Source organism: Streptomyces sp. NPDC048411 (assembly GCF_040704695.1).
Classification (GTDB): Bacteria; Actinomycetota; Actinomycetes; order Streptomycetales; family Streptomycetaceae; genus Streptomyces.
The window spans coordinates 1-22,670 of sequence record NZ_JBEZKL010000119.1; the positions used below are offsets into that span (position 1 = coordinate 1).

Genomic DNA, 22,670 nt, shown 5'->3' on the forward strand with positions numbered 1-22,670 from the left:
GACAGCCTCGCCAAGCAGCTCGGCACGGCCGACGCCGACCGGCGCACCGACTCGCAGGGCCTCCTGCTGCTCGTCTCGCCGCCCGGCTAGCCGCGCCGAAGACGATCTCGCGCAGCCGCATTCCCGGCTGCGGGGTGTGCAGGGGGGTGGTGGGGATGGGAGTGGTGCTCACGGTGGTCATACCGTCTCGCTTCTTCTCGTGCGGCGGGTCACGGCCGGCACATGCCGGCCGGTGCGGACGTCGCGCAGGTGTTGCCGACGAAGGTGTTGCTCGGTCCGGCTTCCTGGTTGGCCAGGTCCGCGGGCCGGTTGCCCAGCACCACATTGCGGCTGATGGTGTTGCCGGTGCTGTGGGCGCCCACGAAGCTCTTGAACAGCACGAGGCCGCCGGAGAGCGGGGTGGCGCCCACGTTGTTCCGGATCGTGTTGTCGCGCACCTTGGTGTCCACGGTGCCGGTGAGGACGATGCCGGAGCCCTGAATGGCGGGCAGCCGGGGGGTCGCCGGGCAGAACTTGTTGTTGCCGGTGACCCGGTTGTTGTGGATGGTCATGACCCCGGCCTGCGGCTTGTTTTCGTCGCCGACGACGAACATGCCGCTGCAGTTGCCGGTGAGGTTGTTGTCCCGGAGGGTGAGGTTGCGGACGCGGCGGGCAGTGATGCCGATCCGGTTGTCCGTCAGCGTGTTGCCGCGGAGCTGCGTCCCGCGGGTGTCGATGGCTCCGCCCTCCTCGGCCACGGTGTTCGCGACGAAGATGCCGGCGTCGCCGTTGCGGTGGGCGGTATTGCTCCGGAGCTCGGAGCGGGTCGACCTTTCCTGGGCGATGCCCCAGACACCGTTGGCCTCGGAGGTCACCTGCCGGACCTTCAGACCGTCGGTCCAGGACGCCCAGATTCCGTTCTTCTTGAATCCGGAGACGGTGAGGGAGCGGATGCTCACACCGTCGACGGTGTGAGCGGACGTGCCCAGCACGCAGATGCCGTTGCCGGCTTTCGCGCAGGCGTTGCCGGCCTTGGTCCCGGTCGAGCTCGGTTTGATGACGGTCCCGGCCCCGGTGCCGCGCAGGGTCAGACCCTGCTTCTTGATCAGGACGCTCTCGTGGTAGATGCCGGGCTGGACGACGATGGTGTCACCCGTCCGGGCGGCGTCCACGGCGGCCTGGATCGACTGGCCCGGATGGACCGTGCGCTCGGCCGGGGTAGCGGCGGAGACGGACGGTTCGGCGCAGGCCACCGCGGTGGCCGAGACGACTGCCATGCACACGAGGCTGGTGATGTGTCGTTTCCTCATGAGCCGAAGCTATGGGCGATCGCCGACCATTGCCACGCAGGGTGAGCGGACGAGCGTATCCCGTGCCCGAATGGCTTACGACCGGACGGCCGCGTCGCACGTCCGGGGGTTGCTCGCGGGGTGAGGCAATCGGGTGACTCGGCGCGTCTCAGCCCTGAGCCCCGCTGCCGGGTGCCACGACGGAGCGGGCCCACCGGTAGTCGGCCTTGCCACTTGGTGACCGCTGGATCTGCGGAGCGATCGCCAGCTGCCGGGGGATCTTGTATCCGGCGAGACGAGTCCGGCAGTGCGCCTGGACGTCGTCGAGCGAGGGCTCGGCCGCGCCTTCCCGCAGCTGCACGACCGCTGCCACGCGATTGCCCCACCGCGCGTCGGGCACCCCCGCCACCAGTGCGTCGTACACGTCCGGATGGGACTTGAGCGCCTGCTCGACCTCCTCCGGGTACACCTTCTCGCCGCCGGTGTTGATGCACTGGGAGCCGCGTCCGAGGACGGTGACGATGCCGCCCGCATCGACGGTCGCCATGTCACCGAGCAGCACCCACCGCTCCTCGCCCTTGCGGAAGAACGTCTCCGCGGTCTTCTTCGGGTCGTTGTAGTAGCCGAGCGGCACATGTCCCCGTTGGGCGATCCGCCCCGGCTCGCCCGGAGCAACGGGTTCGTACGTCGATGGATCGACCACCGCGGTACGGGAGTTGACCTGGAGGCGGAATCCGTTCCGCGGACCGGAGTCGGCCGTCGCCGTGCCGTTGAAGCCGGACTCGGACGAGCCGAAGTTGTTCAGCATCATCACGGTGGGCACCAGTGACTGGAACTCCGCGCGCACCGAGTCCGACATGATCGCGCCCGAGCTGGAGACGGAGAACATGGACGAACAGTCGGTGCCCTTCAGCGGTCCCTTCAGTGCGTCGATCAGCGGCCGCAGCATCGCGTCGCCGACCAGCGACACACTGGTGACCTTCTCCTTCTCGATCGTCCGGAGCACCTCCTCGGGGACGAACTTGCGGTGGAGGACGACCCGCTGCCCGAAGTTGAACCCGATGAACGCGGTGAGCGTCGAGGTGCCGTGCATCAGCGGGGGAGTGGGGAAGAAGGTGATGCCGTCACCACCCGCGGCCACCCGCTCGGCCAGTTCCTGCGGCGCCTTCACCGGCTCGCCGGTCGGGGCGCCGCCGCCGAGGCCGGAGAAGAAGAGGTCCTCCTGGCGCCACATCACACCCTTGGGCATGCCCGTGGTCCCACCGGTGTAGATGATGAACTGGTCGTCGGCCGAGCGCGGGGCGAAACCGCGCCGGGGATTCCCGGCCGCCTCGGCATCGGCGAACGCCACGGCATCCGGACCGGGCGAGCCCGCCACCGGCGTGCCCACCCGTACGAGGTGGCGGAGCTTGCGGGCCTTCGGCGCGGCCGCCGCGACCCGCTCGTCGAACTCGGCGTCGAAGACCAGCGCCGCCAGATCAGCATCACGGTAGAGGTAGATCAACTCCTCTTCCACGTAACGGTAGTTGACATTGACCGGTACCAGGCGTGCCTTGAGGCAGGCCAGGACTGTCTGGAGGTACTCGATGCCGTTGTAGAGGTGGAGGCCGAGGTGTTCTCCCGGCGTGAGGCCCGCGCCGATCAGATGGTGGGCGATCCGGTTGGCGGCGGCGTCCAGCTCCGCGTAGGTGAGCCGGCGCTCCGCACCCGTACCGGGGTGGTCGAGGTACAGGAGCGCCTCGCGATCCGGGACCACGTCGACGACCGACTCGAACAGGTCGGCAAGGTTGTACTCCACCGTTCCTCCTGACCCCGGGGTGCTGAGTGGCTCGGCGGTCATTAGAGCGCCGACCGGCACAACTGGGAAGAGTTTCCGTAGAAGAAATCTGACTGACTGTCAGGAAACTATTGAACTGAACCCCGGCCTACTGCAACCTGTTCTGGATCTGGAGACGGGAGGCAGGCAATGGGTGGTACGGAACACCTCACCGTGCAGCGCGAAGGCGCCACACTGGTGCTCACCCTGAACAGGCCGGAGGCGAAGAACGCGCTCTCGCTGCCGATGCTGGTCGGGCTGTACGACGGCTGGCTGGCCGCCGACGAGGACGACGGCATCCGATCCGTCGTCCTCACCGGCGCGGGCGGTACCTTCTGCGCCGGCATGGACCTCAAGGCGCTGGCGGGCAAGGGGATGGAGGGCGAGCAGTACCGGGACCGGATGACGGCCGACCCTGATCTGCACTGGAAGGCGATGCTGCGCCACCACCGCCCCCGCAAACCGGTCATCGCCGCAGTCGAGGGATACTGCGTGGCCGGCGGCACCGAGATCCTGCAGGGAACGGACATCCGCATCGCCGGCGCGAGCGCCACCTTCGGACTCTTCGAGGTCAAGCGCGGACTGTTCCCCATCGGAGGCTCGACGGTCCGGCTGCCGCGCCAGATCCCCCGCACCCACGCCCTCGAAATGCTGCTCACCGGACGTCCGTACAGCGCCGACGAAGCCGCCCGTATCGGGCTCATCGGCCGAGTCGTCCCCGACGGCACCGCACTGGAGCAGGCCCTCGACGTCGCCGAGCGGATCAATGCCTGCGGCCCGCTCGCCGTCGAAGCCGTCAAAGCCTCCGTGTACGAGACCGCCGAGATGACCGAGACCGAGGGCCTCGCCGCCGAACTGAAGCGCGGCTGGCCGGTCTTCGCCACCGCCGACGCCAAGGAAGGCGCCCGCGCCTTCGCCGAGAAGCGCCCGCCCGTGTACCGGCGCGCCTGAGCCAAGGAGACAACCGTGCCCGACGTCCTCAGCGCACCGCTGGTGGTCGAGTTCCCCTTCACCCGCTCCCTCGGCCCCGTCCAGAGCGCCTTCCTCACCGGACTGCGCGAGCGGACCGTCCTCGGCGTGCGGACCGCCGAAGGAAGAGTCCTCGTCCCGCCCGTCGAGTACGACCCCGTCACCGCCGACGAACTCCGCGAACTGACCGAGGTCGCCGCCACGGGCACCGTCACCACCTGGGCCTGGAACCCCGCCCCACGCCGCGACCAGCCCCTGGCAACCCCGTTCGCCTGGGTGCTGGTCAAGCTGGACGGGGCCGACACGGCACTGCTCCACGCCCTCGACGCACCGGGACCCGGAGCAGTGCACACCGGCATGCGCGTCCGCATCCGCTGGTCCCCGGAGCGTACCGGCGCCATCACGGACATCGCCTGCTTCGAACCGTACGAGGGCGAGGCCGGCCAACCGTCCCCGCACAGCGGCGAGTTCGCGGACCCTGTCACCGGCATCGTCACCCCGGCCCGCCTCGACTACACGTACACCCCCGGCCGCGCCCAGAACGCGTACCTCAACGCCCTCGCCGAACAACGCACCGTCGGCGAGCGCTGCCCATCCTGCCGCAAGGTGTATGTCCCGCCCCGCGGCGCCTGCCCCACCTGCGGCGTCGCCACCGCCGAACAGGTCGAAGTCGGTCCGCGCGGCACCGTCACCACCTACTGCATCGTCAACATCAAGGCTGCGCACACGGCGAATTCCGACATCGAAGTGCCGTACGTCTACGCCCACATCGCGCTCGACGGCGCCGACCTCGCCCTGCACGGACGGATCGGCGGCATCCCGTACGACCAGGTGCGCATGGGGCTGCGGGTCGAACCCGTCTGGACCGGGGAGGGCCGCCACCCCGACCATTACCGGCCCACCGGAGAGCCGGACGCCGACTACGACGTGTACAAGGAGCTGCTGTAGATGCGAGACGTAGCGATCGTCGCCTTCGCGCAGACGGATCATCTGCGGCGCACCGACGAACTCTCCGAAGTCGACATGCTGATGCCGGTCCTCCACCAGGTCCTCGGCGCCACCGGTCTGAAGGCGAGCGACATCGGGTTCACCTGCTCGGGATCCAGCGACTACCTCGCCGGCCGAGCCTTCTCCTTCACCATGGCGCTCGACGGCGTCGGCGCCCACCCGCCGATCTCCGAGTCCCATGTGGAGATGGACGGCGCCTGGGCGCTGTACGAGGCATGGGTGAAACTCCAGACCGGCGAGGCCGACACCGCCCTCGTCTACGCGTACGGGAAGTCCTCTCCCGGCAACGTGCGCGACGTCCTCACCCGCCAGCTCGACCCGTATTACGTCGGCCCGCTCTGGCCCGACTCCGTCGCCCTCGCCGCACTCCAGGCCCAGGCGCTGATCGACGCGGGCCACACCGACGAGGCCGCCCTCGCCGCGATCGCCCACCGCAGCCGCACCGCTGCCGCGGACAACCCGCACGCACAGCTTTCGGGTTCGGTCCCGGCCGGTGACTACCTCGTACAGCCACTCCGCACCGGGGACTGCCCGCCGGTCGGCGACGGCGCCGCTGCCGTGGTCCTCGCCGCCGGTGACACCGCACGCGCCCTGTGCACCCGACCCGCCTGGATCCGTGGCATCGACCACCGCATCGAGGCCCACAGTCTCGGGGTGCGCGACTTGACCGACTCGCCGTCGACCCGCCTCGCCGCCGAACGCGCGGGGGCCTTCGAAGGACCGGTGGACACCGTGGAGCTGCATGCCCCGTTCACGTCGCAGGAGGTCGTGCTGCGCAGGGCGCTCGGAGTCGACGCCGGCGTCAGCGTCAACCCGTCCGGAGGAGCGCTCGCGGCCAACCCCGTCATGGCTGCCGGGCTGATCCGGCTCGGCGAGGCTGCGGCCCGCATCCAGCGCGGTGAGTCGGACCGGGCGCTCGCTCATGCCACCTCCGGGCCCTGCCTGCAACAAAATCTGGTCGCCGTCCTCGAAGGGGAGGCCGCTCATGCCTAAGGAGCCCGTGGCCGTCGTCGGCATCGGCCAGACCAAGCATGTCGCCGCCCGCCGGGACGTCTCCATCGCCGGCCTGGTCCGCGAGGCCGCCGTCCGCGCGCTGCAGGACGCCGCACTGACCTGGGCGGACATCGACGCCGTCGTGATCGGGAAGGCGCCGGACTTCTTCGAGGGCCTGATGATGCCGGAGCTCTATCTGGCCGACGCCCTCGGCGCGGTCGGCAAACCGATGCTGCGGGTGCACACCGCGGGCTCGGTCGGCGGCTCCACCGCACTCGTCGCCGCGAATCTGGTCTCCGCACGCGTGCATCGCACCGTCCTCACTCTGGCCTTCGAGAAGCAGTCCGAGTCCAACGCCATGTGGGGCCTGTCACTGCCCATCCCGTTCCAGCAACCCCTGCTCGCGGGCGCGGGCGGCTTCTTCGCCCCGCACGTGCGCGCGTACATGCGCCGCACGGGAGCGCCCGACACAGTCGGCTCGCTCGTCGCGTACAAGGACCGGCGCAACGCGCTCAAGAACCCGTACGCACACATCCACGACCCGGACATCACTCTGGAGAAGGTCCAGGCGGCACCGATGCTCTGGGATCCGATCCGCTACTCCGAGACGTGCCCGTCCTCGGACGGCGCGTGCGCGATGATCCTCACCGACCGGGCCGGCGCGGACCGTTCACCGCATCCGGCCGCCTGGGTGCACGGCGGGGCGATGCGCAGCGAACCGACCCTCTTCGCGGGCAAGGACTTCGTGTCACCGCAAGCGGGCAAGGACTGCGCCGCTGATGTGTACCGTCAGGCCGGGATCGACGACCCGCGCAGGGAGATCGACGCCGTGGAAGTGTACGTCCCGTTCTCCTGGTACGAGCCGATGTGGCTGGAGAACCTCGGTTTCGCCGACGAGGGGGAGGGCTGGAAGCTCACCGAGTCCGGCGTCACCGAACTCGACGGCGATCTGCCGGTGAACCCCTCGGGCGGAGTGCTCTCCACCAACCCCATCGGTGCCTCCGGCATGATCCGCTTCGCCGAGGCCGCCCTGCAAGTACGCGGACAGGCGGGCGAACACCAGGTGCCGGACGCCCGCAAGGCGCTCGGCCACGCCTACGGCGGTGGGGCGCAGTTCTTCTCCATGTGGCTGGTCGGGGCCGAACCACCCACCGGCTGACCCGGCTGCCGTCCCGGACCGGCCGAACGCCCCTTCGCCGCGGCCTGTCCGGGACCGCCGACGGTGGCTAGGCTTTGGCCGGGACGACGAGCGGGAGGAGCCGACGTGGCGGAGAGCACCACCCAGCAGCCCTTTGCCGGCTGGGACAAGCCGGACCTCGATCTCAGCAACGCGAACTGGCAGCCGGGCACTCAGGGGGCCGGGGATGTCCAGATCGCCTTCGTCGAGGGATTCATCGCGATGCGCAACGCCGGCAGACCCGGTAGCCCTTCGCTGATCTTCACCCCGGCTGAATGGCGGGCCTTCGTGGTGAACGCCCGCGACGGCGAGTTCGACCTCACCTGACGGACGGCGGCGCCCCCCCTCGCCTCCCCTCACCCGACCGGAGGTACGCCGCGGCGGAACGCCCTGCCCGCTGCCCTGGCCCGCGCCGCGATCGGCTTCCTCGCCGGACCGGACCGTGCCGCACTGCGCGCCTGCCACGCCCCACGGTGCGTCCGCTACTTCGTCAAGGTGCACCCCGCCAGGAGTGGTGCACACCGTCCTGCGGCAACCGCGCCCGAGTGACCCGCCACCACGAGCGGTACCGCACCCCGCCCTCCCGGGGCGTGCCGCAGTAGCGTGGTGATCATGACTGGCGAGCGTGATCTTCGAACCCTGCTGAGCGGCCTGCGGCCGGAGCTGAATCCCGGCCGGTACGTCTTCACCACCGTGCCCGGCGCCGCAGTCCCCGCCGGAGTCACTCCCGCGGTGACGGTCGCCGAGCCCGAAGGGCTGACTCTCGTGATCCCGGAATCGGAAGCCCTCGCCGCAGGGCTTGCGTACGACTATGTGGCGGCCTGGATCACCCTTCGCGTCCACTCCGCCTTGGACGCAGTCGGACTCACCGCCGCCGTGGCGCTCGCCCTCACGGACGCGGAGGTCAGCTGCAATGTGGTGGCGGGTTACCACCACGACCACCTGTTCGTCCCCCACGGGCGTGGCGTCGAGGCGGTGCGTGTGCTGCAGGCCCTCGCCGCGGAGTCCGAGGGAAGGGTCTCCGGGCCCGGCTCCGCAAGGTGAGCCGGGACACGTAACATGTCTGCATGTCCTTCCTCCGCCGCCGTAGCGCCGCCACACCCGCGGGCCCGGATTTCGACGTCCTGGCCATGGACCCGGGCGACTGGCCCGGAAATCTCGGCGCCGGCCTGCTGCCCGCCCCCGACGGGAGCTGTCAGGGCGTCTTCCTGCGGTACGACCTGTTCGGCGGCCGCGGACCGGCGATGATCATCGGCAATCTCCCGGAGGGCTCGCCCGCCCGCGAGACCGAGGAGGGCCAGGTCCCCTTCGAGGTCGCGCAGCTGCTGCTCGCGCTGGAGAACGACGAGCCGGTCGAGGTGACGGGCACCGATGACACGCCGGTGATGCAGGGTGACAACCTGCTGATCGTCCGGCGCGTCAAGCTCTCCGAGACCCGGATCTCCTGCGTCCAGTTCGACCGCAGCGACGGGGTGCTCGTCACCATCGCCAGCTGGGACCGGCCGATCACCGATGATCTGTACACCCTCCTGAAGCCGCTGCCGGCCGAGCTGTTCCAGCAGGGCTGAAACGTCCCTGCTTCTCCGACCCCGGCATCCCACAAGGGCCGTCCGTACTGATCGGGCGGCCGCGGGGTCACTTCTGTTCAAGCGTTCGCAGGCTCTGTCCTAGAGGCTGCTTTGTCAGGTGCCTTGTCCGGGTAGTCATCGGACCTTTAGCGCCATGCGGCATGACACCTGGGATCACGCATCGCACGACCGTCAGGAAAACCCGGCCGCCCCCGACACCACCTACCGCCGCGCCCTCGGCTCGGCGACGCGCCCGCCTTCCGGCGCCGCCTGGAGACCACTCTCGACCGGCTCGACCCCGGGCTGCGGATCGGTTCCTGGGGCCAGCTCCATGGTCCGCGGGGCAGGCCCGCCGTGTGGTGATCACGGCGAGCCGCAGCCGCGAAGTCACCGTCCGCAGCTCACTGGTCGCGAGCGGCAAGGGGGTCTTCAAGGCCCGTGCGGGCGGCCGCTACGCGCTGGTCGCCGAGGGCTGAGCGAACAGCGCGGTCACCCGCGCCGCCGAGATGCCGAGCCCCGTGGGACCACCGAGGTGCCACGGGGCGCCGGTACCGCGCCGCAGATCCTCCTCGCGGTAGCGCCGGCAGCCCCGGTGCCAGATCAGGATGCCCGCGATCCAGTGCTTGAGCTCCTGGACATAGCCCGCCAGGATCTCCCTCGCCTCGAAATCGAGCCCGAAGTCGTCGTACAGGAGCGGGAGTTCCTGCTCGGCGACATGGAGGAACTGGCGGAGCCGGGAGTTCATCAGGTCGTGCACGATCGCCATACCGGTCGGGTAGTCGACCCCGAAGAAGTTCTGCACGACCAGGACACCGTTGTGCACCTCGCCTTCGTACTCGATCTCCTTCTGGTACGAGAAGAGGTCGTTGAGCAGGCACGCGTAGTCGGCGGCGGCGTTCTCGAGGGAGCGCATCGGACCGCTGCGGTAGATCTCTTCCGGCACCTTCCTGCCGTGACCGAGCCGGGACAGACTCATCGTGAGATCCGAACCGAACGTCAGCCGCCGCATCTCGATGTAGTCCACCGGATCCGGGATCCGGTTCTGCGCCTGATTGGCCAGTTCCCACAGCCAGCTCTCCGTCATCGACTCGATGGCCGTACGGAACGCGCGTCGTGCGCTGTCGTCCATCGGGGCCGAGGTCCGCTTCCAGAGATCGGCGAGACCGCGCTCCAGCGCGTTCACGGGGTCGGGCACCGCGGAACCGTCCAAGGGCATGAACAGCGACAGCCGCTCGTTGGCCAGCCGCGCCCCGGCCAGGTCGCGGGGCCGCCCGTGCACTACTGGGAACCAGTCGTCGCCGTACGTCCCCCAGGCCAGCCACTGCGAGGAGAGGTCCAGTTCGTCGGGCGTCGCGTCCGGATGCAGACCCGCCGCGCACAGCGGCAGATCGATCGCGACGAGCCGCTCCTCGTCCCAGATGTGCGAGCCCGGCACGCTCGGCTGCGCCTCCAGGATCCCCATCCGGCGCGACCAGTCGACGATCCGGACCCGGGCCCCGTCCAGATGCGGACTGAGCGTCGTGCCGAACGGCAGGTCGAAGTCGGGCAGCAGCGACGGACCGACCCTCTGGTACGGCACATGGGTGTGGCTGCGCAGCCGCGCCGACTCCGAACGCGGAGTGAACCGGATCGACGCCGCGGACATACCGAAGCCGAGGACGGCCTCGCCGGCCCCGCCGCTGTTCATGTAGCGGCTGGAACGCATGTGCCACTCATGGCCGCCGGACTGCCAGTCCTGCAATCCCTTGACATAGGCGAGCACCGCGGCGGTCTCCGCCGGATCGAGCCCCTTCTCCGCGCACAGCGGCCCGAGTTCGGTGAGCGCGGTGTTCTCGAACTGCTGGAGCCGCGAGGTCAGCAGGTCGTTGACTGCGTCGGCTGCCTCCTGTGTGGAGCAGCCCAGGAACGTCTCCAGTACCAGCACACCGTTGCTGTTCTCGCCCTCGTCCTCGACCTCCCGCTGGTACGAGAAGAGGTCGTTGCGAAGATGTACTCCGTCGGAGAAGGCATCCCGCAGCACCCGCAGTGCCCGCTCGTCGGCCACCGACTCGGGCACCTCTGCGCCCGCCGCGTACTCCACCAGACCCGCAGACCATGGGGCTCCGCCCACCTTGCGACGCATCTCGATGTATTCGACGGGATTGGCGATGCGCCCCTCGTTGATATTGGCGAGCTCCCACAGCGACTCGTAGAGCAGATTCTCTGTCGCCTCCGCGAACCGGGCCCGCCAGGCGTCGGACATCCCCGGCACCGTCCGCGCCCACAGGTCGGCCAGCCCCGCCTCGACCGGATTCGTCGGTTCCGGTGTCGGCGCCCCTCGCTCCATCGGCATGAAGGCGGACAGCCGGTCCAGATATTTCTTTCCGCCTTCCCGGTCCGGGTTGCGCTTGAAAAGCTCCAGGAAGTGGTCGTCGAAGAAGAACACCCACACGTACCAGTCGGTGACCAGTGACAGGGCCTCCGCCGAGCAGTCGGGATGCGTGTACGCGCAGAGGAGCGCGTAGTCATGGGAGTCGAGGTCCTTCTCCTCCCAGATGCCGGACCCCTCCAGCATCCCTATGCTGCGCGCCCAGGTCCTGGTGTGCTGTCGGGCCTCCTCGACATGGGAGTTGAGCCGCGCCGGATACGGAACATAGAAGTCCGGCAGGATGAAGGGCTGAGCCATATGCGTCCGGCCTTTCCGGGAGTCTCCGCGCGGGGTCGCGCGTACCTGTCGTGTCCGCGCGAGCACTACCCCTGGGCTGTCCGGGGCACGCACATCCGGAATTAGTCACACAAAAGGTGCGTCCTGGCGGGAGGTGCCGACGCATTCCGGCGCCCGGCCACTGCTCCGTAAAACCCAGGTAACGGCCCACCGCCAGAAACTCGTTGCCTCTTTCCGGTCGCAGGTCAGAGACCCTGCCAGTGGTCTGGTCCAGTGGCTCAACCGGCAACCCTCCTTGTGCTCTTGACGCGCCATCACCTCAGGTCACAGAGTGTGCGCCCATAGCGGAACAGTGAGATCGGACCACGTACGACATTCCATGCGCACAGCTCCAAGAAGGGTTGTCATGACGTCCAAGCAGAGGACCAGACTCACGCTCGCCCTGGCCACCGTCGGCGCCCTGAGTCTCGCGCTGCTCACACCCGCGGCGCAGGCCGGCGCGGACGGGGTGCGGCCCGAGTGTCCGCTAGGCCTCGACTGCGACTGGGTCCCGGCGGCCTACCAGCAGACCGGCGATCCGGTCGACAAGGAGACGTACGGCAACTATGACACCGCGGACCGGCCGCACAGCAACAAGATCAAATTCATTGTTCTGCATGACACCGAGGAGGACTTCGACACCACCCTGAGGATCTTCCAGAACCCGCTGAAGCAGACCTCCGCCCACTACGTGGTGCGCTCGGGCGACGGTCATGTCACCCAGATGGTCAAGGACAAGGACGTCGCCTGGCAGGCGGGCAACTGGTACGTCAACACCCACTCCATCGGCATCGAGCAGGAGGGGGTCGCCGTCGAGGGCGCCACGTGGTACACCCCCGAGATGTACAACTCGACGGCGAAGCTGGTGCGTTACCTCGCCGACAAGTACGACATCCCGCTCGACCGGCAGCACATCATCGGCCACGACGGAGTGCCGCCCACCAGCGCGGCCGGTACCAGGAAGATGCACTGGGACCCGGGTCCCTACTGGGACTGGAACCGCTTCATGGCACTGCTCGGCAAGCCGACGACCGTGCCGAGCGCCCCGAAGAGCAGTCCGCTCGTCACCGTCAGCCCCCGGTTCAAGGACAACCAGCAGGCCTTCCGCGACTGCGAGAAGGGCGTCGACCTGCCGGTCCAGGGCAGCAGTGCCGTCCCGCTCCACACCGAACCCTCCACCGACGCACCGCTCTTCTCCGACCCCGGACTGCACACCGACGGCTCGCCCGGCACGAACTGCGCGGCCGACTGGGGCAGCAAGATCAGCGTGACCCATCAGGCGGTCGTCGCGGACCATGCGCCCGGATGGACGGCGATCTGGTGGTACGGCAAGAAGGCCTGGTTCCAGACCCCGGCGCACACCCGGACCACTGTCCCGACCGCCGGCTACGTCGTACGCCCGAAGGAGGGCCGGACCGAGGTGCCGGTGTACGGGGTGGCCTACCCGGAGAAGTCCGAGTACCCCGCGGACTTCGCGGACAAGCGAGTCGGGACGGCGCTGCCGTACACGATCAAGGCCGGGCAGTCGTACCCTGGCGGCGGCGAGGCGCCGACCGGCTTCTTCTACGCCCCGACGATCGATGCGTCGTACCCGCTGGACCACTCGTACTTCCAGGGCCAGGAGAAGTATGTGACGGTGCAGATCGGGCACCGGGTGGCTTTCGTGAAGGCGTCCGACGTGGACATCGTGCGGGTCCGATGACGGACGACGGGTGGGGCGAGCCCCGCGGTGCTCGCCCCACCTGCGCCTTCCCAGGAGCCCTCGGCCCGTTCAGCCTGTGAGAACGGGCCGGGTTCGGGGCGGCGCCCGCATGCCGCGGGCCCGGTGTGTCGGCACCGGACCCGCGGCAGGTATCTTCCGGAGAGCGCAGCGTCAGCGAGTGCCGACCGCGGCACGCACCGCCCGTCGGGCCATCGCGCAGTCGTCATGCAGCCGGCGCAGCAGCAGCCGCTGCTCCTCGCCCGACGACAGCGCACCCGGCCGGTCCTGAACCCCGCCCGTGGGCACGCCCTCCCGCATGGCCCGCTGCACCGCCGTCTCGTATGTACGGATCTCCCGTGTCAGTACGAGCATCAGGTTCACCAGGAACGCATCCCGCGCCGCAGGCCCTGCCGCCTGCGCCAGCTGACTGATCTGCCGCCGCGCCACCGGCGCGTCACCCAGCACCGTCCACAGCGTTGCCAGGTCGTACCCCGGCAGGTACCAGCCCGCGTGCTCCCAGTCCACCAGCACCGGACCCGTGGGCGACAGCAGGATGTTGGAGAGCAGGGCGTCGCCGTGGCAGAACTGCCCCATGCCCTGGCGGCCGCCGGCATGCGCCAGACCGTGCAGCAGCTTCTGCAGGTCACCCAGATCACGGTCGGTGAAGAGCCCCAGCTCGTGGTACCGAGCGATGCGGGATGCGTAGTCAATCGGGGCGTCGAAGAGCCCAGCGGGCGGTCGCCACGCATTGACCCGGCTGATCGCGCCGAGCGCGGCCCGCACATCGGCGCGGGGCGGAGCCTCCGACGGGTGCCTCGTCAGCGCCGCCACCCGTCCCGGCATTCGCTCGATGACCAGGGTGCAGTTCTCGGGATCCGCCGCGATGAGCCGCGGTACCCTGACCGGCGGGCGGTGCCGGACGAACGCCCGGTATGCCGCTATCTCGTGGCGGAACCGCTCGGACCATGCCAGGGAGTGGTCCAGTAAACACTTGGCGACCGCCGTCGTGCGCCCTGTTGTGCCGACGACGATCACCGAACGCCCGCTGCGCCGCAGAACCTGGACCGGATTGAACTCCGGGCAGATCCGGTGCACGGAGGCGATCGCCATCCTCAGCTGTGCACCCTGCGGGCCGGACAGGTCCAGCCGCCCGCTGAGCGGGCCGGCACCCGGTCCGGCCGGCCGCCGGGGCCGGACCGTGCCGGGAGCCGACGGTGCGGTGCGGGGGTCGAGGTACGGTCCGCCGCCCGCTCCCAGGGGACGCAGCGGCCGGGGCGGGGCGGACACGGAGGACGATGCTGTGTACATGGGCGAGACAGATCCCTTCGTGCGCCGACAAGTAGCGTGCGCCGCCCCGGCCGGCGGCCGTTCGGCACCCTGGGGAGTACCTAGGGCTGCCGGACGGGGTGGCGCTTTCCTACCTGACACCGGACCGCGGGTTGCGGACCATCTGGCGGACCCTGGCGAACCCTGGCGAATAGTCGCAACGCATCTGACAGGAGGCTACTGTCAACACAGCCGAGAACCTGGGGGCTTGACGTGACCGGAGAACCCAACACCCGCCTGTCTGACCTGTTCGGCCTTGCCGGCTGGTCCAAGGGCGAACTCGCGAGAATGGTGAACCGGCAGGCGGCGGCCATGGGCCACCCGCAGCTGGCCACCGACACCTCGCGGGTGAGGCGTTGGATCGACATGGGGGAATCCCCACGCGATCCCGTGCCCAAAGTGCTGGCTGCCCTGTTCACCGAGCGGCTCGGTCGTGTCGTGACCATCGAGGACCTCGGGTTCGGCCGGCGCGGGCGTGTGGGGAAGCGGCGAGAGGTCGGGACGCAGGACAATCCCGACGGACTGCCGTGGGCGCCCGAACGGACGGCAGCGGTCCTCACCGAATTCACGGGAATGGACCTCATGCTCAACCGACGCGGCTTGGTGAGCGCGGGCGCCGCGCTCGCCGCAGGATCGACCATCACCGGCCCTATGCACAACTGGCTGCACACCGACCCCGTTCTGGCGGCCGACGCTCCACGGATCGGCGATCCCCTCCACGCGGACCAGGCCGGTTTCGACCGGTACGAGGCCGCCCCCATCGGATCGGAGGAGATCGAGGCACTGGAGCGGTCCGTCGAGGTGTTCCGTGCCTGGGACGCCTCCCGGGGCGGCGGACTGCAGCGCAAGGCTGTCGTGGGCCAGCTCAATGAGGTGGGGGGCATGCTCGCCTACCGCCACCCCGACCATCTGCAGCGCCGCCTCTGGGGCGTCGCCGCCAACCTCGCCGTTCTCGCGGGGTGGATGTCCCACGACATCGGTCTGGAACCCACCGCCCAGAAGTACTTCGTCATCGCCGCCCATGCGGCGCGCGAGGGGGGCGACCGTCCACGCGCGGGTGAGGCACTCTCCCGGGCGGCCCGTCAGATGGTCCACCTGGGCCGTCCTGACGACGCCCTGGACCTGATGAAGCTGGCCAAGTCCGGCTCAGGAGACACGGTGCTGCCACGCACCCAGGCGATGCTGCACACCATCGAGGCGTGGGCACAGGCATCCATGGGCCGGGGTCAGGCCATGCGCCGTACGCTCGGCAGGGCCGAGGAGCTCTTCGTGTCCGACAAGGGAGATGTGCCGCCGCCGAGTTGGATGCAGATGTTCGACGAAGCGGATCTGCACGGCATGCAGGCCCTGGCGTTCCGTACGCTCGCCGAGCACGAACCGGCGGCGGCGCTCATCGCCCAGCGCCATGCCAAGCAGGCTCTGGAGCTGCGCGTCAACGGGCGCCAGCGCTCCAAGATCTTCGACTACATCTCGCTCGCCTCGGCGTGCTTCATCGCCGACGACCCGGAGCAGGCCGACCGTTACGCACGGCTCGCCCTGGTGACGATGGGGGAGACCTCCTCGCACCGGACCTGGGATCGGCTGCGCGAAATGTACCGGCTCACCGGTCAGTTCGCGGGATACGCGAAGATCCAGGACCTGCGCGAGGAGATCGAGCTCGCCATGCCGCCGAGCTCGGTCATCAAGCGGCCCAGGCGTTCGGAGATCTGATCGGACGACGCCGCGAAGAAGAGCAGCGCCGACAACCCACTGCCCGAGCACCGCACGCGTAGAGGTCTCGTCCGTCTGCGTTCCTGTGCCGTGCCGTGATTCGTTCTGCTCTAGTGCTCCTGCGGCCTACCGGGCGCTCACGCCCCGATACGGGCGACGAGCACGCATGCGTCGTCCAGGCGCTCGGTCCCACCGAACTCCTCGACGACGGTACGTACGCACTCCTGTGCTGTACGGGCCTCGGCGAAGCGCGGTGCGAGATCGAGCAGTGCCTCCGGTCCCGCACCCAGGTCACTGCGGCGGGTCAGTCCGTCGGTGTGCAGAACCAGCACATCACCGGGCAGCAGGTGCACTTCGTCCTGCTCGTACGCGACCCCGGACGCGGCCCCGAGCAGGACCCCGTCCGGCGGGGGCAGCGGGCGTCCGGCTCCGTTGCGGAAGAGCAGTGGCGCGGGGTGGTCGGCCTGCGACCAGGCGAGAGTGCCGGTCGCCGGGTCGAAACGGCAGCACACCGCGCTGCCGAGAGCGGGCTGGGCCGACGATTGGAGTAACTGGTTGAGATGGCCCATCAGAGCGCCCGGCTCGATGCCGGCGACGGCCATGCCGCGCAGTGCGCCCAGCAGCATCGCCATGGCCGTGGTGGCGGGGATGCCGTGACCGGTCAGATCGCCGACCGTGAGGAGCGTCCTGCCGTCGGGCAGCTCCAGCGCGTCGTACCAGTCGCCGCCGATCAAGGCGCTGGAATCCGACGGCAGATAGTGTGCCGCGACGTCCAGTGCACCGGGTCCCTGGTGCGGGAGGCGCAGCGAGCCGCGCCACGGGGGCAGCACGGTCTCCTGCAGCTCGACCGCCATCCGTCGTTCGGTCTGCGCCATGTGCTGCTGACGGCGGATTGATTCACGGGTCCGGCTCACTGCGCTTTGGCTGCGGCGTAGTTCGCTCACATCGCGCAGGACCGCCCACATGGAGGCGGTGCAGCCGTCCGCGTCGAGGACGGGCTCGCCCATCATATGCAGGGTGCGCATCCGGCCGTCGGCCCGCAGAATGCGGAACTCGCCGTCTATCGTCTTCCCGTCGACCAGGCAGGCCGTCACCAGAGAGGTGAGCAACGGCTGATCCTCGGGAAACAGCACGGACGGAAGCTCGTCCAGCGACAGGGGTCCCGCCTGTGGGGACCGGCCGAAGATCTGGAAGAGCTCCGCCGACCAGCTGACCTCGTCGGTCAGCAGATTCCACTCGGCGCTGCCCACACGGCTGAGCAGTGAACCGGGCCGCGGTTCGTCGAACGGTTTCTCCTGGGCGGGCTCCGGCTCCTCGGCGAGCTGCTCCGCGTCCCCCGGCGGCAGGCCTTCCTTCAGTTGTCCCAGGTGCGTGCCGAGGTCATCGAGATGATGGACCGCCAGTTCGCAGAGTGCACGCTGCCAGCGCAGCTGCGGATCGTCCTCGTCGATCAGGACGGCATCGCGCCGCACCGCGTCCACGTCTCCGCGCAGCCGAAGGGTCCGGTCGATCAGCACATCGACGGCACCGCGTTCGGGCGGCTGTGGGGCGGGGCGGTGGGGCGGCATCTCGTACTCCGATACAGGCACGGCACAACCAGGTCTGAAAGGTGACCGATGACGACTGTGGCACAGGCCGAGGAGGCCCGTAAGTGATTTGGCAACACTCGATGCGTTGTTGCATCTGGCATGTGCCATAGGCCCCTCCGGTTGTGGGTTCTTCGAACGGCCCTGCTATAGACGGGTGTTGACGCAAGTCATCCGGCGTGCGCGACGCCGCGTGCACCGGAGTGCGCCGCTCCCGCGGCCCGCGCCGCACTCGATCGGGGCATATGCGAGAGCCCCCGCGACGCGCAGGCCGGTGGCCGGGGGCGGCCTCGGCCAACAGACGGCGATGCGCCCGTACGAGCCGACCTTCCACTTTCATTTCAGGGTCTCGCCCGGGAACGTGGTTCAGCACTGCATGTCCGGACCGTTGTTGATGACCAGTTGGATGTGCATGTTCTTGCCGCAGTTGTTGGTCGTCCAGGCGGTTTTGTTCTGCTTGACGACCTCACGTGCGATACGGGCGGGCGCGGTGTCACCCGCGGCCGCCGGGCCCGCCGCGGTCGGCGTGGCCGCGGCGATCAACGCCGTGGCGGCTGCGGTCGTCCGGGTGTTCTTGAAGCGCATGGCTGTCGTTCCTCCGGCAGTCGTCGATGTGCTGGGCACAGCGATCAGCGTGTCGATCGGCTCCCACGCGTTCGCCTCCGGCAGCCGTGCCTCATTGCGCCAGTCGGGACCGGCGGGCAGCAGGAGCCGCTCGCTGACGGTCACGCTGTGGAAGCTGAGCCGCTCGGCGGCGCTCGCGACGGTGGCCACGGCATCCGGGCCCGCCCACGGGCCGAACGTGGGGAGGCTGATGCCGGGGCGAGGGCGTGCGCGGTGGATCTCCTCGGGTTCGTCGGGGGTCTGCGCGATTGCGGTTCCGGACATTCAAGACCGGCGAAGCGCCTGATCCTCGTCACTGCGCGCCGGTGTCCGGGGCGGGAATGCCACCGGACCCACCCGCGTTACAGCACCAGAACGAAAACGACACCCATTCCCAGAAGCCTGGAATGGGGTCGCTGGAAGCGACCGGAGGTGCCCATGGCACGCAGTGAAGCCCGCCCCGTCGTCACTCTGAGGTCGACGGCCGGTACCGGAGAGACCTATGTGACCCGCAAGAGCCGCCGCAACAACCCCGACCGGCTGGTGCTGCGCAAGTACGACCCCGCCGCGGGGAAGCACGTCCTCTTCCGCGAGGAACGCTGACCCGTCGGGCCCGACCGGTAGTAGCAGGCCCTCCCCACAGCAGCAAGGAAGGAACGCGCATGAAGCCCCGCATCCACCCCGTCTCCCGTCCGGTCGTCTTCCGCGACCGCTCCGCGGGCGTAGCCTTTCTGACCCGCTCGACCGCCGACTCCGACCGGCGTGTGGAGTGGGAGGACGGCACCAGCTACCCGGTCATCGATGTGGAGACCTCGTCGGCGAGCCACCCCTTCTACACCGGCACCCATCGGGTGCTGGACACGGCGGGCCGGATCGAGCAGTTCTGGCGCCGCTACGGGACCGCGGCGCCCGTCGTGCGCTGAGGCCCGTGTGTCGCGTCACAGTGGGCGGTACGGATTCGAGGGAACGGAATCCAATGGTTTATCGTTCACCTATGTGTGGATGACGCGCACAGCGCCCACCCCCTGGCAGCCCCGGCTGGATTCCCCCGATCCGGCCGGGGCTTCTTTCTGCTCGCCCGCCCCTCACCTCCGTGACGCGCGCCCCGGCACCACCGCGACGGGCAACGCACCATCCGTCGGCACCGCCGCGACCATGACTGCGGCGCCCGGCCTGAGCCGTACCGTCAACGCCGTGACCGCCGCACCCCGCCACGGCCCGGTCCCTGTCGGATGTGACCAGGTCGATGGGTGGCCGCGCTGCGCCGTACCCTCCTCGATCCGGCCGGGACCCGTCAGCCTGGCGGCGCGCGGTACGACCGTGGCGACAGCTGTTCCCAGAAGCAGGCGGAACAGGTTGCGCACAGCACTGACAGGTGGTGAAAGGCCTGGCAGCATCCGGGGGCCGACGGGCATGATCGGGCGATGACATGGACAGCGCCAGACGCAACACGCACGCCCGGATCCCTCGTCGCCGGTGAGCGGGAGATGCTCACGGGATATCTCGCATGGTTCCGCAGCACCCTCCTGCAGAAGTGCGCCGGTCTGACCGGTGAGCAGCTTGCCGAACAGACCGTGCCGCCGTCCAACCTCACCCTTCTCGGGCTGCTCCGCCATATGGCGAAGGGCGAACGCACCTGGTTCCGGGAGCGTTTCGCCGGCCAGTCGCTTGACCCGATGTACGACCCCGCCAGGGGCAAGGACGCGGACTTCGAGGACCTGGACCCGGCATGCGCCGACGACGACTACGCGCGCCTGGTCGAGGAGTGCCGGCTGGCGGACGCCGCCATCGCCGACGCATCGCTCGACGACACTTTTGTCCACGGCGGCGAGGTCTTCTCGCTGCGCCTCGTGCACATCCACATGATCGGGGAGTACGCGCGCCACATCGGCCACGCCGATCTGGTGCGGGAGCGGCTGGACGGGGTGACGGGGGCCTGAGGCGGCGCCGCAGGGCCGCCGCCGGCTCACCGTCCACGGCACGACCCGACCGCTCGCGACTTCTGCGGCTGCCTCACATGTCCGCAGTCCCGGGGTTGCCGAGAAATCCAGGGTCGCCGGATCCGAGCTGGAGACCGAATTCCGTACGGAGGCCGAGCAACTCGGACATCGGCACCGGCTTGCGGTGGGTTGCCGCGAGATCGTTCTGTGCCTCAGCCGACCAGAGGAAGGGGAAGACCGCGATGCCCACGGTCGATGGAAGGCCCGTGATCTCTTCGCGCCAGCCGGGCCAGCGCAGGCCCTCGTAGAACTGATCGAGAGCCCCTGAGAGCAGCCACTCCAGCCAGGCCGCATACCCGGCCTCCAGAGGTTCCCATTCCATCGTGTCCGGGGCGAAGTAGATCATCTGCCCCGGCTCACCCGGACGCCCGAGCTCGGCGGCGTCGGAGCCATTCAGTACGAAGACCCCGCCCAGGATGTCGTGGGCCACGACAAGGCCTCCGGCAGGGCGCCAGGCGGGATCGACCGCCGGTGGAAAGCCATTGACCTCTGCCAGGCCGGGCATCCGGCGCGACCCGACTCCGCCGAAGACCCGCAGCCATCCACCGTCCAGCAGCAGCCCGCCGCAGTTGACCACCATGGATCCGAGGAAGGACCGCGTCGTCACTTGCAGCTGCTCAAGGCCGGCAAGACTGCGATCCGCGTCGGCCGACAGCACCTCCGGCCGTGACGGACTGGAACGGAACAATTCCTGGAGGACAGGCCAGGCAGGGTCGTCCACACGGGTCAATTCGGCTAGCGGTCGCACGTTCACATGATCGCAGTCGCCGGCGGCACGCTGTTGGCCGGGTCCTCGTTCGGAAGGGCTCGGACGGTCCAGGAAAAACGCTGGGGTACCGCCCCTCGCCGAGAGGCGGTACCCGCTCACGCCGGCTCAGGCGCTGTACTGCACGTACAGCGAATACCCCACCGCGTAGTTGCCGGTGCAGCTGTATGAGCTCGCACCGTCGTAGTGCACGTACATCGCGCCGGTGTTCTGGCAATCGGAGAGGAACCGGTACGTGGCGATGTACGTCCCGCTCGCCGCCTGCGCCGGGCTGGCCACCGCGGTCGCCAGACCCACCGATGCCGTCGCCGCGAGCGCCAGGCCCGCAATCCGTCGTGTCATCCTCGACATGCCCCACCCCGTTCGTTTGCTGATCGTGTGTGAGCCCTCATGCTTCCTGCCGGGCGGACGGAGCGTCAAGATCCCTCGTGCGGTCGACAATTGGTCCGCACCTGAGTGGCAGGGCAGAGGCCGCCGACGTTTCGAATCGGGTGGCGCTGATGCGCCGTCGTCGACCTCGGCGTCCCGGCCGTACCGCCCGTGGCCAGGTCGACGACCTGGCCGGTGCGATCGCCCTATGTGATCACGGCACCTGGCTCGTGGTCATGGCGTGGGCTCCGTCGAAGGGAGCGGGGCGCCGGGGTCGGGCGAACCGGCGGTCGCGGGTGCGGGGTCGGAACCGGACGGCGTTCTCTGCCATGTGAGCGAAACCGTGAAGTTGGCCTGGGCCGACGTACTGGAGATCACGACATCGGCCTCGGCGGACAGGGACAGCCCGAATTCGACGCTCATCTCGTCCGGTGCATGGACCATGCCGCGGAAGCCGTCGACGAATTCCTGCGCGACCGGCCGGATCCCGGCCAGCATCTCGCCCAGTGACCGCGAGGCGCGTGCCACGACCTGGCCCGGCCGTGCCACCTTGACCAGGCCGTCTCCGGTCTGCTCGATCTGGACCTTCACGATGTCCGCCGACCCGTCTGCCGCGCCGACCGGCAGCTCCACGAAATACGCCATGCCTTCCCCCGTCCCGGGGCACCCCGGCCCCTGTCTGCGTGTTCCTCTGCCCCGTTCACCCTTGAACGCTCTGTCCACCGCGGGGCGATGAGAAGGTACAGCACCGCGACCGGAGCCGAGGGCAGAACGGGAAGGCGCCCACGACGTCAGAGGCGACAGAGCCACAGGGTGAGGATGTCCTGCGCGACGCGCACTTCGACCCATGCGCCGCCCACGTCCTCCGGAGCGCCGCGCCACAGCGCCACCGCCGTTCCCACGGCCGAGTGGACGCGCACCCTCATCCGCCCCGCGGACCCCCGAACCACCGCCTCCATGCGGACTGGTGCCGTGAGGGGCACTAGGGCGTGTTTCGAAAGTCCCCCTTGCCTGGCGACGCCTGGCACGCACTAGGGCGTGTTTCGAAAGTCCCGCCTGCCTGGCGACGTCTGGCACGCACGCTCGCTGCGTTGTCGGGCTCGCCCCGATACGCCCAGTATCGGGG

General features: G+C 69.3%; 22 protein-coding genes and 1 pseudogene. 13 read left to right on the plus strand and 10 right to left on the minus strand.

Going from position 1 to position 22,670, the window contains the following annotated elements; all coding sequences use genetic code 11:
- Positions 1-209: 209 nt before the first annotated feature.
- Both AB0915_RS30305 and AB0915_RS30310 read right to left on the minus strand, forming a co-directional pair.
- A complete protein-coding gene (locus AB0915_RS30305) occupies positions 210-1,256 on the minus strand; it encodes a right-handed parallel beta-helix repeat-containing protein (RefSeq protein WP_366694122.1) in 1,047 nt (348 codons plus the stop codon).
- 181 nt (positions 1,257-1,437) lie between these two features.
- Positions 1,438-3,066 carry an acyl-CoA synthetase gene (locus tag AB0915_RS30310; protein WP_366694123.1) on the minus strand — a complete coding sequence of 543 codons (1,629 nt, stop codon included), beginning with the start codon at positions 3,064-3,066 and terminating at the stop codon, positions 1,438-1,440.
- Positions 3,067-3,234: 168 nt separating this feature from the next.
- Between AB0915_RS30310 and AB0915_RS30315 the strand changes: the two genes are divergently transcribed.
- The 8 genes and pseudogenes from AB0915_RS30315 to AB0915_RS30350 all read left to right on the plus strand — a co-directional run bounded on the left by AB0915_RS30315 (position 3,235) and on the right by AB0915_RS30350 (position 8,799).
- Entirely contained in the window at positions 3,235-4,035 is an 801-nt protein-coding gene (locus AB0915_RS30315; RefSeq protein ID WP_366694124.1) for a crotonase/enoyl-CoA hydratase family protein, read from the plus strand.
- Between the two features lie 15 nt (positions 4,036-4,050).
- Positions 4,051-5,001 carry an OB-fold domain-containing protein gene (locus tag AB0915_RS30320; protein ID WP_366694125.1) on the plus strand — a complete coding sequence of 317 codons (951 nt, stop codon included), beginning with the start codon at positions 4,051-4,053 and terminating at the stop codon, positions 4,999-5,001.
- Positions 5,002-6,054 carry a thiolase domain-containing protein gene (locus tag AB0915_RS30325; protein ID WP_366694126.1) on the plus strand — a complete coding sequence of 351 codons (1,053 nt, stop codon included), beginning with the start codon at positions 5,002-5,004 and terminating at the stop codon, positions 6,052-6,054.
- Positions 6,047-7,213 carry a thiolase domain-containing protein gene (locus AB0915_RS30330; RefSeq protein WP_366694127.1) on the plus strand — a complete coding sequence of 389 codons (1,167 nt, stop codon included), beginning with the start codon at positions 6,047-6,049 and terminating at the stop codon, positions 7,211-7,213. The genes AB0915_RS30325 and AB0915_RS30330 overlap by 8 nt, the downstream gene beginning before the upstream one ends.
- 105 nt (positions 7,214-7,318) lie before the next feature.
- Positions 7,319-7,558: a DUF397 domain-containing protein gene (locus AB0915_RS30335; RefSeq protein ID WP_366694128.1), complete on the plus strand. Its 240-nt coding sequence runs from the start codon at positions 7,319-7,321 to the stop codon at positions 7,556-7,558.
- Positions 7,559-7,621: 63 nt separating this feature from the next.
- Positions 7,622-7,833, plus strand: a pseudogene (locus tag AB0915_RS30340) (CGNR zinc finger domain-containing protein); the annotation flags it as partial.
- Positions 7,834-7,843: 10 nt separating this feature from the next.
- Positions 7,844-8,275 (plus strand): ACT domain-containing protein, encoded by a 432-nt coding sequence (locus AB0915_RS30345; protein ID WP_366694129.1) that lies wholly within the window; start codon positions 7,844-7,846, stop codon positions 8,273-8,275.
- A gap of 23 nt (positions 8,276-8,298) precedes the next feature.
- On the plus strand, positions 8,299-8,799 hold the full coding sequence (locus tag AB0915_RS30350; RefSeq protein ID WP_366694130.1) for a hypothetical protein: 501 nt from the start codon (positions 8,299-8,301) through the stop codon (positions 8,797-8,799).
- Between the two features lie 451 nt (positions 8,800-9,250).
- Here AB0915_RS30350 and AB0915_RS30355 read toward each other — a convergent pair whose 3' ends face one another.
- Positions 9,251-11,464 (minus strand): terpene synthase family protein, encoded by a 2,214-nt coding sequence (locus AB0915_RS30355; protein WP_366694131.1) that lies wholly within the window; start codon positions 11,462-11,464, stop codon positions 9,251-9,253.
- Positions 11,465-11,849: 385 nt separating this feature from the next.
- Between AB0915_RS30355 and AB0915_RS30360 the strand changes: the two genes are divergently transcribed.
- Complete coding sequence (locus AB0915_RS30360; RefSeq protein WP_366694132.1) at positions 11,850-13,184, plus strand: peptidoglycan recognition family protein; 1,335 nt, start codon at positions 11,850-11,852, stop codon at positions 13,182-13,184.
- Positions 13,185-13,355: 171 nt separating this feature from the next.
- Here AB0915_RS30360 and AB0915_RS30365 read toward each other — a convergent pair whose 3' ends face one another.
- On the minus strand, positions 13,356-14,492 hold the full coding sequence (locus tag AB0915_RS30365; protein WP_366694133.1) for an aminoglycoside phosphotransferase family protein: 1,137 nt from the start codon (positions 14,490-14,492) through the stop codon (positions 13,356-13,358).
- 231 nt (positions 14,493-14,723) lie between these two features.
- Between AB0915_RS30365 and AB0915_RS30370 the strand changes: the two genes are divergently transcribed.
- Entirely contained in the window at positions 14,724-16,220 is a 1,497-nt protein-coding gene (locus AB0915_RS30370; RefSeq protein ID WP_366694134.1) for a hypothetical protein, read from the plus strand.
- Positions 16,221-16,357: 137 nt separating this feature from the next.
- Here AB0915_RS30370 and AB0915_RS30375 read toward each other — a convergent pair whose 3' ends face one another.
- Both AB0915_RS30375 and AB0915_RS30380 read right to left on the minus strand, forming a co-directional pair.
- The gene (locus tag AB0915_RS30375; protein ID WP_366694142.1) at positions 16,358-17,788 is read right to left on the minus strand and encodes a SpoIIE family protein phosphatase; all 1,431 of its coding nucleotides are present in this window, start codon (positions 17,786-17,788) and stop codon (positions 16,358-16,360) included.
- A 384-nt stretch (positions 17,789-18,172) separates the two neighbouring features.
- Positions 18,173-18,694, minus strand: a complete 522-nt coding sequence (locus AB0915_RS30380; RefSeq protein ID WP_366694135.1) for a hypothetical protein — start codon at positions 18,692-18,694, stop codon at positions 18,173-18,175.
- A gap of 153 nt (positions 18,695-18,847) precedes the next feature.
- Here AB0915_RS30380 and rpmG point away from each other — a divergent pair, with 153 nt between their 5' ends.
- The 3 genes from rpmG (at position 18,848) to AB0915_RS30395 (ending at position 20,349) form a co-directional block, all read left to right on the plus strand.
- Complete coding sequence (rpmG, locus tag AB0915_RS30385) at positions 18,848-19,012, plus strand: 50S ribosomal protein L33 (protein WP_358861121.1); 165 nt, start codon at positions 18,848-18,850, stop codon at positions 19,010-19,012.
- A gap of 59 nt (positions 19,013-19,071) precedes the next feature.
- Complete coding sequence (locus AB0915_RS30390; RefSeq protein ID WP_366694136.1) at positions 19,072-19,332, plus strand: type B 50S ribosomal protein L31; 261 nt, start codon at positions 19,072-19,074, stop codon at positions 19,330-19,332.
- A 501-nt stretch (positions 19,333-19,833) separates the two neighbouring features.
- A complete protein-coding gene (locus AB0915_RS30395; protein WP_366694137.1) occupies positions 19,834-20,349 on the plus strand; it encodes a DinB family protein in 516 nt (171 codons plus the stop codon).
- 73 nt (positions 20,350-20,422) lie between these two features.
- Here AB0915_RS30395 and AB0915_RS30400 read toward each other — a convergent pair whose 3' ends face one another.
- From AB0915_RS30400 to AB0915_RS30415, 4 genes are all read right to left on the minus strand, one after another.
- Positions 20,423-21,163, minus strand: a complete 741-nt coding sequence (locus tag AB0915_RS30400) for a DUF2625 family protein (protein ID WP_366694138.1) — start codon at positions 21,161-21,163, stop codon at positions 20,423-20,425.
- A gap of 120 nt (positions 21,164-21,283) precedes the next feature.
- Positions 21,284-21,517, minus strand: a complete 234-nt coding sequence (locus AB0915_RS30405) for a hypothetical protein (protein ID WP_366694139.1) — start codon at positions 21,515-21,517, stop codon at positions 21,284-21,286.
- Between the two features lie 261 nt (positions 21,518-21,778).
- Complete coding sequence (locus AB0915_RS30410) at positions 21,779-22,189, minus strand: CU044_2847 family protein (RefSeq protein WP_366694140.1); 411 nt, start codon at positions 22,187-22,189, stop codon at positions 21,779-21,781.
- Between the two features lie 146 nt (positions 22,190-22,335).
- Positions 22,336-22,464: a hypothetical protein gene (locus AB0915_RS30415; RefSeq protein WP_366694141.1), complete on the minus strand. Its 129-nt coding sequence runs from the start codon at positions 22,462-22,464 to the stop codon at positions 22,336-22,338.
- Positions 22,465-22,670 lie beyond the last annotated feature (206 nt).

Bases quoted from the DNA above. Each gene is read 5' to 3' on its own strand.
- AB0915_RS30305 (WP_366694122.1), bottom strand. From the start codon at position 1,256: ATGGCAGTCGTCTCGGCCACCGCGGTGGCCTGCGCCGAACCGTCCGTC.
- AB0915_RS30315 (WP_366694124.1), top strand. From the start codon at position 3,235: ATGGGTGGTACGGAACACCTCACCGTGCAGCGCGAAGGCGCCACACTG.
- AB0915_RS30325 (WP_366694126.1), top strand. From the start codon at position 5,002: ATGCGAGACGTAGCGATCGTCGCCTTCGCGCAGACGGATCATCTGCGG.
- AB0915_RS30330 (WP_366694127.1), top strand. From the start codon at position 6,047: ATGCCTAAGGAGCCCGTGGCCGTCGTCGGCATCGGCCAGACCAAGCAT.
- AB0915_RS30345 (WP_366694129.1), top strand. From the start codon at position 7,844: ATGACTGGCGAGCGTGATCTTCGAACCCTGCTGAGCGGCCTGCGGCCG.
- AB0915_RS30350 (WP_366694130.1), top strand. From the start codon at position 8,299: ATGTCCTTCCTCCGCCGCCGTAGCGCCGCCACACCCGCGGGCCCGGAT.
- AB0915_RS30355 (WP_366694131.1), bottom strand. From the start codon at position 11,464: ATGGCTCAGCCCTTCATCCTGCCGGACTTCTATGTTCCGTATCCGGCG.
- AB0915_RS30360 (WP_366694132.1), top strand. From the start codon at position 11,850: ATGACGTCCAAGCAGAGGACCAGACTCACGCTCGCCCTGGCCACCGTC.
- AB0915_RS30365 (WP_366694133.1), bottom strand. From the start codon at position 14,492: ATGTACACAGCATCGTCCTCCGTGTCCGCCCCGCCCCGGCCGCTGCGT.
- AB0915_RS30375 (WP_366694142.1), bottom strand. From the start codon at position 17,788: ATGCCGCCCCACCGCCCCGCCCCACAGCCGCCCGAACGCGGTGCCGTC.
- AB0915_RS30380 (WP_366694135.1), bottom strand. From the start codon at position 18,694: ATGTCCGGAACCGCAATCGCGCAGACCCCCGACGAACCCGAGGAGATC.
- rpmG (WP_358861121.1), top strand. From the start codon at position 18,848: ATGGCACGCAGTGAAGCCCGCCCCGTCGTCACTCTGAGGTCGACGGCC.
- AB0915_RS30390 (WP_366694136.1), top strand. From the start codon at position 19,072: ATGAAGCCCCGCATCCACCCCGTCTCCCGTCCGGTCGTCTTCCGCGAC.
- AB0915_RS30395 (WP_366694137.1), top strand. From the start codon at position 19,834: ATGACATGGACAGCGCCAGACGCAACACGCACGCCCGGATCCCTCGTC.
- AB0915_RS30405 (WP_366694139.1), bottom strand. From the start codon at position 21,517: ATGACACGACGGATTGCGGGCCTGGCGCTCGCGGCGACGGCATCGGTG.
- AB0915_RS30410 (WP_366694140.1), bottom strand. From the start codon at position 22,189: ATGGCGTATTTCGTGGAGCTGCCGGTCGGCGCGGCAGACGGGTCGGCG.